General features: G+C 39.9%; 9 protein-coding genes and 1 pseudogene. 4 read left to right on the top strand and 6 right to left on the bottom strand.

What is annotated here, in order from left to right; all coding sequences use genetic code 11:
• Positions 1-694: 694 nt before the first annotated feature.
• Positions 695-781 (bottom strand): hypothetical protein, encoded by an 87-nt coding sequence (locus G322_RS24835; protein WP_281166524.1) that lies wholly within the window; start codon positions 779-781, stop codon positions 695-697.
• 26 nt (positions 782-807) lie between these two features.
• Between G322_RS24835 and G322_RS24570 the strand changes: the two are divergent.
• Positions 808-906 (top strand): annotated as a pseudogene (locus tag G322_RS24570) (GreA/GreB family elongation factor); the annotation flags it as partial.
• Positions 907-909: 3 nt separating this feature from the next.
• Here the strand turns inward: G322_RS24570 and G322_RS0113500 are convergent.
• The 5 genes from G322_RS0113500 to malE form a co-directional block, all read right to left on the bottom strand.
• On the bottom strand, positions 910-1125 hold the full coding sequence (locus G322_RS0113500) for a PA3496 family putative envelope integrity protein (RefSeq protein ID WP_022942284.1): 216 nt from the start codon (positions 1123-1125) through the stop codon (positions 910-912).
• 271 nt (positions 1126-1396) lie between these two features.
• Entirely contained in the window at positions 1397-1594 is a 198-nt protein-coding gene (locus G322_RS0113495) for a hypothetical protein (protein ID WP_022942283.1), read from the bottom strand.
• A gap of 79 nt (positions 1595-1673) precedes the next feature.
• Complete coding sequence (gene malG, locus G322_RS0113490; protein WP_022942282.1) at positions 1674-2564, bottom strand: maltose ABC transporter permease MalG; 891 nt, start codon at positions 2562-2564, stop codon at positions 1674-1676.
• 9 nt (positions 2565-2573) lie between these two features.
• On the bottom strand, positions 2574-4130 hold the full coding sequence (gene malF / locus G322_RS0113485) for a maltose ABC transporter permease MalF (protein WP_022942281.1): 1557 nt from the start codon (positions 4128-4130) through the stop codon (positions 2574-2576).
• Between the two features lie 379 nt (positions 4131-4509).
• Positions 4510-5694 (bottom strand): maltose/maltodextrin ABC transporter substrate-binding protein MalE, encoded by a 1185-nt coding sequence (gene malE / locus G322_RS0113480; protein WP_022942280.1) that lies wholly within the window; start codon positions 5692-5694, stop codon positions 4510-4512.
• A 402-nt stretch (positions 5695-6096) separates the two neighbouring features.
• Here malE and malT point away from each other — a divergent pair, with 402 nt between their 5' ends.
• The 3 genes from malT to lamB all read left to right on the top strand — a co-directional run bounded on the left by malT (position 6097) and on the right by lamB (position 11470).
• The gene (gene malT / locus G322_RS0113475) at positions 6097-8781 is read left to right on the top strand and encodes an HTH-type transcriptional regulator MalT (RefSeq protein WP_022942279.1); all 2685 of its coding nucleotides are present in this window, start codon (positions 6097-6099) and stop codon (positions 8779-8781) included.
• A 206-nt stretch (positions 8782-8987) separates the two neighbouring features.
• Complete coding sequence (gene malK, locus G322_RS0113470) at positions 8988-10133, top strand: maltose/maltodextrin ABC transporter ATP-binding protein MalK (RefSeq protein ID WP_028866632.1); 1146 nt, start codon at positions 8988-8990, stop codon at positions 10131-10133.
• A gap of 113 nt (positions 10134-10246) precedes the next feature.
• The gene (gene lamB / locus G322_RS0113465; RefSeq protein WP_022942277.1) at positions 10247-11470 is read left to right on the top strand and encodes a maltoporin LamB; all 1224 of its coding nucleotides are present in this window, start codon (positions 10247-10249) and stop codon (positions 11468-11470) included.
• The last annotated feature ends 76 nt before the right edge of the window (positions 11471-11546 follow it).

Raw genomic sequence — 11546 nt, 5'->3', positions numbered from 1 at the left:
ACCAAGATAAATATGTAATAAAATACGCTTTTTTATTGGCTCTGTTGTAGCTAATTGTTGTCTGAGTATAGGTAGAATAAACATCCTTTTTCTTAATATCTAAAATATGCTTACCTAAAATTTCCACATTTTCCTCTTTTTTCAGTGCTATGAGGGAGTGAAATACTGACATTTATCGCCTATTATTCAACTCTTTTACAAAATCACAGGTAAAAATGCAAGTCCTTCCCGCTGTTGTCTAAACCAGCTGCTTCTGTTTATGATGAACTTGCCTTTATTCAAACAAACTCATCTGAAGAGGGCTCGACTTTCCGGCTGTAAGCTCTTTGCTATTTTTTCATTATTTTTATGAAGGTGACTGAGTATCTTTTCTACCACAACTGGATCTTCAATGCTTGCAATGATCTTAACCACACCACCGCATTGATGACAGGTTTCTATATCTATCCCAAAGATCCGTTTGAGCCTGTCGACCAGGTCTTTTATTTACGTTTTTAACTGCTTTGTTTTTGTTTAGTGCCATCCGGTTTTCGATGTGCCCCCTGCTTTCTTTGTTTAGCCTTATTGGGGGAGATCTCTGCTCTGTTTTTGTTATTTGGCGCAAAAAAATCATGAAACCTGGTGAGGTTTAGGTACCAAGGCAGCTAAATGGGCGATAAAATCCAGCGGTTCAAAGATCACATGGGTGGTACCATCACGATAGGGTGCTTGTAAGTTGGTAACGAATTTTCCCGTAAGTAGTTATTGCCAACCTTTTTTCTGATACTGCAGAGCGGGTAATATAACGGCAAAGTCTTTCGAGTTTAGCGCGCGCTACTAAAAAAAGAAGTGGATGACGAAGCCGTTGTGAATACACCAAAAGGGATTATTACTTGGTATATCAACAACATTGAATATAATTTTTAAGCGCTAACTATCAAGCGGTTCATCATCACCCAATAACTCTCTTAAACGATTACGTTCTTTTATCGCTTCGATGTTGCGGCGCACTTTCCCCCGCTCTGTGGCGCTACTTTTCTTTTTTGCATGTAATGCAATACGGTCAATATATTGATCGGTATGACTCGCTAACCACTCACCAATCTCTTTTACTGAGGCATTATTTGATAAATTAGAGTTTCCCATGCAACATTCCTGTTATTTCTGATTTTCAGAATCTATTTTTAGACTGTTCATTGAAAAATTACCAATGCACAGATCACTTTTAAACTAACTGCATGATAAACATAATATATCAATGTTAGTTTATTGACTTGTTGTTAGTTTAGGGGCTGATAATACATCATAATAACTACTGGCTAAAAAGTGGGGAATACCATCATCGAGACAGAGCAGTTTAAACAACTTATCAGCCACTTTTCTGTGCAATTGCAAGCCGACATCAAGACTTCAGGCTCTAAAGAAGCATGCTCACTTCCCACCATTGGGCCTGCCCACGCATAGCCTTTTTTATCTCTAATAAACTCTCTGTTGTTAGCGTAATAAACACTTCATCAATAACCAGGGGTATTTTAAAATCCGTTTGTAACTGGTAATGCGCCGCAAGCTGATACTCATACCCCGCACGATAACGAATAAATCCTTTTCTTGTCATTTAGCAACCAAAACATGAAAAAGAAAAAGAGAGCAATACTGTAACCAGTTTGCTCTTTTAATTCAAATAAGGTACTTCTTTAACCCTTATTGCCTCCTGCAGTTAACCCTCCCACTAACCATTTTTGTGCCAGTAAAAAGACCGCGGTAATCGGTAGTGCAGAAAGTACGGCAGCAGCTGCAAAATCACCCCATAGGTAATTTTGCGGGTAAAGGTATTGCTGCATACCGACTGCTAAGGTGTATTTATCAACATCCACCAGCAGGATAGAAGCAACGGGTACTTCGGTGATTGCGCCCACAAAAGAGAGAATAAAAACCACTGCCAAAATGGGCACAGACAGGGGTAACAAAATCATCCTAAAGGTTTGCCAAGGCGTTGCACCATCGAGTGATGCGGCTTCCTCAAGAGATTTGTCAATCGTTTCAAAATACCCTTTTATAGTCCACACATGCAATGCGATACCACCGAGGTAGGCAAAAATCAGGCCTCCGTGAGTATTTAATCCTAAAAAGGGAATGTATTGTCCCACTTTATCAAATAGCGCATACAGCGCGACTAATGCCAACACAGCAGGAAACATCTGAAATATCAGCATCCCCTCTAATAGTACTTTTTTGCCTGCAAACTTCATACGCGCAAAGGCATAGGCACAGGTTGTAGACAAGGCAACAATAATGATCGAGGTAATGCCTGCTACTTTGATTGAGTTCCACAACCATAACAAAACAGGAAACGGAGGATTAGTGATACTGCCGTCAGCATGTGTGACCACCATACCCAATGCTAATTTCCAATGCTCTAAGGTGGGATCACTGGGAATGAGCGACCCCGATGCAAAGTTACCCTCACGAAATGAGATAGCGATAACCATTAACAAAGGGAATAAAATAGCTGCACAAAATACCCATAAAAAGAGATGTGCAAACCAAACACGGTTTTTTTCATTTTTAGATTTAACAATCGCCATAATAGTCCCCTAAGCTTGTTGGTTTTTAGAAACGCGTAGGTTTAATAATGCCAACCCACCCACTACGATAAAGATTAATGTGGCAATGGCACTCGCCAATCCAAAGTCTTGACCACCACCGCCTTCAAAGGCGATACGATAGGTGTAACTCACTAACAGGTCGGTATGTCCTGCCGGTGTCGATGAACCGATAATATCGGGCGCACCGTTGGTTAACAGTTGAATCAATACAAAGTTATTGAAGTTAAACGCGAAACTAGCAATTAACAACGGCGTTAAGGGCTTCATCATCAATGGTAATGTAATTTTAAAGAAGTTATCAATCGGCCCCGCACCGTCAATGGCAGACGCTTCATAGAGATCGGTGGGAATCGATTTTAATAACCCCATACATAAAATCATAATATAGGGATAACCAAGCCAAGTATTAACAATCAAGATCATGGTTTTTGCCATGTAAGGGTCGGTAAACCAATTTATTTTTAGGTTAAACATGCCTTCAAGCAATTGGTTTATCTCACCAAAACTCTGATTAAATAATCCTTTAAAAATTAAAATAGAGATAAATGCTGGTACAGCATAAGGTAAAATCAGTAACATTCGATAAACCGCTTTGCCTTTTAACTCATCCCACTGCACGATAGAAGCAAGCACTAAACCTAGCGCTAAAGTAAATAAAACGGTTAATCCTGCAAAAATAACGGTCCAGATAAAAATCTGAATAAAGGGTCCTTGGATACCTTTGTCTAAAAAGATACGGGTAAAGTTATCCCATCCAGTGCTAACCACAAAACCGGGAGATATTTCACGTCCAACAAAAGTGCCATTTTCATCAATATTTTGATAAAAACCAGTCTCCATGTTGGGTTTTAGCACTGAGCCATCTAATAGACTCACTAAGGTAATTTGATCTTCTTGTAGTTCATAAAGTGGGGTTGTTGACGAAAATTCACGCAAACCACTCATTGTCAATGGGAATCCATCAGAGGAGATAATAGTTAACTGCCCGAGTGTTTTACGGTTTTGAATAATAAAACGTAGCGGTGCTTTTTCACCCGTTTTTTCTAGGGTCGTACTTGCCAATGTGACTTTCTCACTCGCAGATAAATTAATAACAGGCGTTGAATAGCGTTCACCCTGTTTTTCAAAATGCAATTGGATTTGATCGTTGTCGAGTTGGTATAATTCAAACTGATAAACAGAATTAGGTTGCTGATAGGTTTTACTCAAAAACTGCTTTTGCACACGCTCAAAAGTCAACTGATTAGTGCCACTGTAATTGGTAAATGCGATACCGATGGTATACATCAGCGGGAAGATAATAAACACCACCATAGCAGCGATACCAGGATAGATATAACGATGTGAATAGGTGTCTTCTCGAGCAAAAATGACCACACCCGATGCCACAATCACTAGGGTTAATAGTGCAAAAATAGTCTCATTTTGTGCATACATCAGAACAACTGCATAACCTGCAACAAATGAAATCAGTGTTAATACAATCCATTTTATCCAATTGGCACGTGTTGACAACGATTGCCCAGACTCAAGTGTTAGATCCATAGATACCTCTTTAAACCTATTACAGTTTATTGTCACCATTATTTATAATGACGAGTCACCTCAATAAATTTTAGGTGACTTACACAAAAACACGGTAAATGCTCAGGGCTAATACCAATGGAATTAATGAAGTGCTCAAGTATTACGCAGGGAAAATTAGCACTAACAAGGCGAGAGTTGCAGGAGATAGTTACTCTCACTTCAAAACTCACAACACAGGTAGGGATAATTTTAACAAGTAAGACTGATCACTTTTTTAGTTCCTTTGGTATAGCCATTGGAGTTTAGTTCAAGGCGAAAAAGCGCAGTTTAGTGGTTTAAATGAGCATTTTTCACGATGACATAAGCGTAAATGGCGACGGCCTGAGTAATTACCAAGCTACTTAACGATACGTTTTGCTGCATCATCTAATGCATCAGAAACCGTTTGACGCCCTTGTACCGCATTATTAATCGCAGTGCGCTCTGCATACCAGAACTTAGACATCTCTGCGATATTAGGCATCAGTTCACCTGCTTCAGCATTTTGCATGGTTGCGGTAATACGCGGGTCTTTTTCTAGCTCAAGCTGGTAAGATTTTAATGCAACCGCACCCAGAGGTTTATCATTATTGATTAATGCTAACCCTTCGTCAGTTAACAGGTAGTTTTCAATAAACTCTTTAGCAAGCTCTTTATTAGGGCTGGCACTGTTAATACCCGCGGTTAAAATACCAACAAAAGGTTTTGCTGATTTACCTTTATAAGTGGGCAAAATAGCAACACCGTAGTTAATACCACTTTTATCAATATTCGCCCAAGACCAAGGACCATTAATGGTCATCGCGGTTTCACCGGTATTAAAGGCAGATTCCGCAATCGAGTAATCCACATCCGCACTTATCTCATTACGCTCAATCATATCCACAATAAATTGCAGTGCACCTTTTGAACCTGCGTTATTAACACCTGTATTTTTAGCATCGTAAACGCCATTTTCAAATTTAAACGCATAACCACCATCAGCGGCAATCAACGGCCATGTAAAGAACGGTTCTTTTAGGTTCCACATGATCGCAGATTTATTTTCTTTTTTAAGGCGTTTATCAATCGCACTCATCTCTTCCCATGTTTTAGGCGGATTAGGCAGTAAATCTTTGTTGTAAATAAGTGAAAGTGATTCAACTGCAACAGGATAACCGACGAATTTATCGTCATAAGTCACCGCATCCCACGTAAAATCCACCATTTTAGCTTTCAGACTCGCGCTGGGTTTTACTTCTGCTAATAGCCCCGCTTGCGCCCATTGACCAAAACGGTCGTGCGCCCAAAACACGATATCCGGACCACCACCTGTTGATGCAACCTGTTGGAATTTTTCTTCTAATTTATCAGGGTGCGCCACAATCACTTTTACACCCGTATCGGCTTCAAACTTTTTCCCCACCAATGCTAAACCGTCATAGCCTTTATCACCGTTTATCCAGATAGTAATTTGTCCTTCATCCATTTTTGCATGGGCGACATTCATGCTACCGAGTGCAACTAAAACTGAAACGGCCAGTGTACTGAGTGTTTTTTTCATGGTGGTTACCTTAAAGAGTATGAGTGAAGTAGCGGTGTAAATTAACCTGATAAACAATAATACTTCGTACTATTTTGGTCATCCCCCTGCCACCTACGCCCCCTGTAAATATCACAAAAACGAGTGCCAACTACTTGTAAATAAAAGAGTAAAAATCAAAAAACAACATCACTATGTTGCACTTTGTTACAAAATGAACAAGGCACAATAAAAAGATAAGGCGTACTCTCATACAATAAAGTGAATCAATAGCACAAAATAGAATGCTTCCACTACCAAACAATCAATTAAAAGCATAAGTTTAATCAGAAGCAGGAGGCTTAAATTAAATCAGCTATAACACGGAACTGTTGTGAGTAAAATAAGTTACACACTTTTTGCCGTTTTATTGAAGGATTACAGATGCTCATAAAGTCTAAGTTAACTGCACCTCGCACATTAAAAAACGCCATGACACGCTTACATCTATTATATGATTTTGATGAGATGAAATTGGCGTTGCTCACCGCTCCAGCAGGTTATGGGAAAACGGCATTATTATGTGAATGGGCAAAAAAACAAACACAAAATGCTTGGTTTAGTATCGACAAATTTGATAACAATGCCCAGCAATTTGCACTCTATTTCATTTCCAGTCTTGCAAGCTTAAAAAGCATCAGTAGCCCCGCAACACTTGAAATGGTTAAACAGGGCAGTGATTTAGATTTAATCGACCTATTTACCCTATTTTTCAATGAAACCAGTGAATTACAAACCCCGATCAGTATTGTGTTAGATGATTTTCAACACATTACCGATACAGATATTTTGCAAGCGCTGAGTTTTTTCATTAAACATATGCCTAACAATTGGCAGATACTCATTAGCAGTCGCACCGCCACACAACTGCCTGTTTCTAATCTGCGCATCAAACAACAACTGTTTGAATTAACCATGCTCGAACTTGCCTTTAGTGATCAAGAGAGCTTACTGTTTTTTGAAAAAAGCCTCCCTTACCCTCTTCCTTCCGCAAAAATACAGCAGCTTAACCAGAGTGTAACCGGCTGGCCAACTGCGTTACAACTCGTTGCAATTTTAAGTAAAGATGCACAGAGCTTTGTAGAGTGTGCTACTCAGATAGCTAAAAATGAGCATATTTACCTATGGGATTATTTTGATGAAGAAGTTTTTTCACAACTACCCGAGCAGTTGCAAACGTTGTTACTGCGTATTGCCCCTTTAAATAAAATAGACGCACTGGTCATCAATCAACTCTGTGAGACTGACCAAGGAGAGGTTTTATTAGCAAAACTTAATGAGCAGAATAATCTACTGAGTAAACTGCCTAAGCAACCTAATTGGTTTACATTTAATAGTTTTTTAAAAAACTTTTTATTGTATAAAAGCAGACAGCAGCAGATAAAGCCATTAACCGATAAAGAGATTGCAATATTGTGGTTAGAAAGACAACAATTAGCAGAAGCAATGCCTTACGTGTTACGCAGTGAGGATCAAACATTAGTTATTTCATTGTTGCAACAAGCGGGGTGGGCACTGTTTCATGATGGCCAATTTAATCACCTACAAAATTGCTTTTACTTGATTAAACAGGTTATCTGGCGACACCCTGAATTAGTGATATTAAAAGCGTGGATGCTACAAAGTCATCACCAACACTACAAAGTTGCACCTTTTATTAAGCGCGCAGAAAAGATGTTTACAGAGCATAAGCTGGTTTTATCACAGCAGATGTTAAGTGAGTTTATGGTGATTAAGGCGCAAATATCGATCAATCAAGGACGTGTAAATGATGCCTTAAATGAAGCACAACAAACCTTATTAACACTACCAAATCCGAATGCACGTACCAACATTATCGCACAAACAATTATTGGTGAGGCTTACCACTGTTTAGGCAAATTAGATCTCGCTTATCAATATTTCCAAGAAGTGTTACTGCTCGCCCGTGAAAAGAAAATGTTTCAAAGTATGATCTGGTCGCTGTATCAACAAGCAGAAATACTGCAAGCTCAGAGCCAACATCAAAAAGCGGAAGATCACCTGCAACAAGCGATTGAACTTATAAAAGAGCATCACCTAGAATCACTGCCTTTATATGTATTTCCACTGCATTTCAAAGTGCAACGAGCCTATCAAGCAGGGCAATTTGAACTAGCAGAACAGTTGTGTGAGCAAGCTTTAGAAGTGATCAAACCTTTTGATGAACAGTGGTTTTTATATAGCTACACGCTGCAAGCGAAAGTGGCCCTTGAGCAGGGCAAAAAAGAGCAAGCAACCCCATTAATGGCAGAGATAGAGCGCCTATTACGCAATCAAAATTATCACAGTGATTGGATAGCTTCTGCAAATTATGTACGCCTTAAATATTGGCGACTCAATAATGATATAGCGGCCATTGAAAAATGGTTACTACAAGCACCCCGTCCAGTAACAGCACTAAACCATTTTGATCAATGCCACAATCGTAATCTTATCCGTGCTTATATCAAATTGGGGCAGTTTGATGAAGCACTACAGATAGCAGAAAAAAATATGTTAGATGCGCAGCAATGCCAATTACCCATGGAAGTTAACCGTAATTTAATTTTATTAACCAGTATCGAAAGCAAACTTCATAAATTTAGTAGTGCCAAACTACACCTACAACAAGCAGTTGAATCTTCACTCTATACTGGCTTAAATACCTGTTTTATACGCGAATCAGAAAATCTTAAACCTATCTATCAAGAGCTGGCCAATGATCCCTCATTAATTCACTCCGTCAAAACAAAACTGATGAAGCTATTAAAGCTCTCAGGTATCAGCCTCAACGAAGGGCCTAAAAATCCCTTTGATAGCGCAGCGGTAATAAAAATCACTAACCATACTAGTACACCACGGCTGGTTAAAAATATTCCGCTCACCGCCCGTGAATGGCAGGTATTAGGGCTTATCCACTCAGGTTGTCGTAACCATGAGATTGCACTGAATCTGGGTGTAGCCCCCACCACCATCAAGTCTCATATTCGTAATGTGTATCAAAAGCTTGGCCTTGAAAACCGTAAAGAGGCACTGCAACTCAGCGAACAACTCATCGCGCTGATTTAAATAAGCGGAATAATGCCCTTTGTTATACTCTGTAACAAAGGGCATCTTCTCTATAAATAGATAAAACCAGTAAATATCAGCATTACAGCGCAGTTCACCATTCCCCGCCCCCTAAAATAAAAACGCTACTCCCCCCTTTTAGGAGGATGTTCATCTTTATTAGTTAAGTCAAAATGTCCTCATCAAATCGATTAGAGGGTACGCAGATGGCAAATGTTGTGTTAAAGAAAGTAAGCAAATCATTCGGTAATGTAGTGGTACAAAAAGATATCGATTTAGAGATCTTTGATGGTGAATTTATCGCTTTTGTTGGCCCATCAGGTTGCGGAAAAACAACACTGCTACGCATGATTGCAGGGCTTGAGGAGATCACCTCGGGTGAGCTTTATATCGATGGCAAACTGGTTAATGATGTGCCACCCTCTGAACGTTCAATCAGCATGGTATTTCAATCTTACGCACTTTACCCGCACCTTAATCTCAGAGACAATATGACTTTTGGTTTACGCCTTAAAAAGACTGACCCAAAAGAGATTCAAGCACGTTTAGATTACGCCACCTCTATTTTACAACTCGGTAGCCAGCTAGATAAAAAACCCAAAGAGCTTTCCGGGGGACAACAACAACGTGTTGCTATCGGCCGTACACTGGTTAATCGCCCAAAAGTATTACTCTTTGATGAGCCACTTTCTAATCTTGATGCATCACTACGTGTGCAGATGCGTATTGAAATAAGCAAGCTGCATAAACGCCTTAATGCCACCATGGTCTATGTCACCCATGATCAAGTGGAAGCGATGACCATGGCAGATCGCATTGTAGTGTTAGAAGGAGGCAGTATCGCACAAGTTGGTACACCACTCGAACTATACCATTACCCTCAAAATCGTTTTGTAGCCGGTTTCATTGGATCTCCCAAAATGAACTTTATCAATGCCAAGGTCGTGGAACTAACCACCCACGGCGTGAAAGTTCAACTACCTAACGATGCCTTTTTAATGCTACAGGTTGAACAAGATGGCTTAACCGTAGGCGATTCGGTTTCCGTCGGCATTCGTCCTGAACATATCGATACTTCTGTTTCAACGCAGTGTAGTAAAGGAGAGCCCGAACAAGGTGGGCTTATCTTAAGCAGTGAAATACAAGTGCTAGAGCAACTGGGTCATGAAACGCAAATCTACGTTGAAGCCACCTGTCTCGAAAGCGATCTTATCATCCGTTATTTTGATGTAGCTGATATCGCAATTGGACAAGATTTCCAATTTAGATTACCTGAGCACCGCTGTCACCTGTTCAAAAAAGATGGCTTAGCCTGCAAACGAACTTATCAAGAGATTGGTGTTAAAGCATAAGAATTCATTACTCATGCAATGCAAACATATTTTTTGTTAATCATGACATGAGCATAAATAAAATAGCCTTCGAAGAAAGGTAATAAAAATAAATAAACTAAAGGAAAGAAACTATGAAAAAATTACCACTCGCAATTGCTGTTTCTGCAGCGATTTTATCATCAAATGTGATGGCTGAAGCATCACCGGTTGAGTTCAATGGTTATATGCGCGCAGGTACAGGTTTAGGCACTGAAAGTGGCAAAAATCCCTCTTTTGAAAAATTCAAATTAGGACGTTTAGGTAACGAGAATGATCTTTACGGAGAATTTGGTTTCCGCAAAGAAGTATACAATGAAGATGGTGTCTCTTTCTTACTTGATTCAATGATCGCCTCTGGTGTGACAGGTAATAATGGTTGGGAAGATGGTGATTTCAATATTGCACAGTTTAACGTGCAAGCAAAAGGGCTATTTGCAGATAAAGAGATCGTATTATGGGCCGGTAAACGTTATTACCAACGCCATGATATCCACATCACTGATTTCTATTACTGGAATACATCGGGTACGGGTGGCGGTATCGAAAACATTCAAATGGGTCCAGGTCGACTTTCTGTCGCACTTTTACAAGATGATGGTGGCCAATTTGCTGGTAATTATGATGATAAAGGTGATAAAAAGTACGATGAAAGTGTAACAGCTTACACTGCTGATATCCGCTACGCAGGCATGCCACTTTGGAGTGGTGCTGAGCTAGAGGTTGGTTTTAACTACAGCTACGCCAATGAGAAAAACAATCAGACCTTAGTTGCTGATGACGGCATGATGGGAACTGCAATTATTACCCAAGGTTTCGAGGGTGGTTTCAACAAAACCGTCTTACAAGCGGGTAGTGGTTCATACGGTGCGCAGATGGTACAATATGGCAGTGGTGCATGGTATGACCGTTCAGGTGATAACAACGATGCAACAGGTTTCCGTATTATTAACTGGGGTGTTGCTTCATTTGGCGATAGTATCGAGTTTGGTCATCAAGTCATGTTTGCATCTGGCTCTGACGTAGGTGGTACTGATACTGACGATACGTCATACAACCTTGTTGTGCGCCCAATGTACAAATGGAACCAACATATGCGTACCATTGTTGAATTAGGTGCATTTGCAGAGACAATTAACAATGTAGATGCAGGCGGTAGTAAATTCACCATCGCACAAGCATGGTCTGCGGGCAATAGCTTTTGGGCACGTCCTGAAATTCGTATTTTCAGTTCTTACATTACCGACAATGAAGGCACTGCATTAAATGGTGCTGACAACGAGATTAGTGTTGGCATTCAAGCAGAGGCTTGGTGGTAAACACAACGGTTAAAAGCTAAAAAATAGGTGCTTAGAAATCGTTACACAATAACTTGCGCTAAATTGTTTTCAAAAA

The organism is Psychromonas hadalis ATCC BAA-638 (assembly GCF_000420245.1).
GTDB classification, from domain to species: Bacteria; Pseudomonadota; Gammaproteobacteria; order Enterobacterales; family Psychromonadaceae; genus Psychromonas; species Psychromonas hadalis.
The sequence above is the reverse complement of the archived record's forward strand: the minus strand, read 5'-3'. Positions and strand labels throughout refer to the sequence as shown.

Excerpts from the sequence above, each read along its gene's own strand:
- malF (WP_022942281.1), bottom strand. The coding sequence starts at position 4,130 with ATGGATCTAACACTTGAGTCTGGGCAATCGTTGTCAACACGTGCCAAT.
- malE (WP_022942280.1), bottom strand. The coding sequence starts at position 5,694 with ATGAAAAAAACACTCAGTACACTGGCCGTTTCAGTTTTAGTTGCACTC.
- malK (WP_028866632.1), top strand. The coding sequence starts at position 8,988 with ATGGCAAATGTTGTGTTAAAGAAAGTAAGCAAATCATTCGGTAATGTA.
- malT (WP_022942279.1), top strand. The coding sequence starts at position 6,097 with ATGCTCATAAAGTCTAAGTTAACTGCACCTCGCACATTAAAAAACGCC.
- malG (WP_022942282.1), bottom strand. The coding sequence starts at position 2,564 with ATGGCGATTGTTAAATCTAAAAATGAAAAAAACCGTGTTTGGTTTGCA.
- lamB (WP_022942277.1), top strand. The coding sequence starts at position 10,247 with ATGAAAAAATTACCACTCGCAATTGCTGTTTCTGCAGCGATTTTATCA.
- G322_RS0113495 (WP_022942283.1), bottom strand. The coding sequence starts at position 1,594 with ATGACAAGAAAAGGATTTATTCGTTATCGTGCGGGGTATGAGTATCAG.
- G322_RS0113500 (WP_022942284.1), bottom strand. The coding sequence starts at position 1,125 with ATGGGAAACTCTAATTTATCAAATAATGCCTCAGTAAAAGAGATTGGT.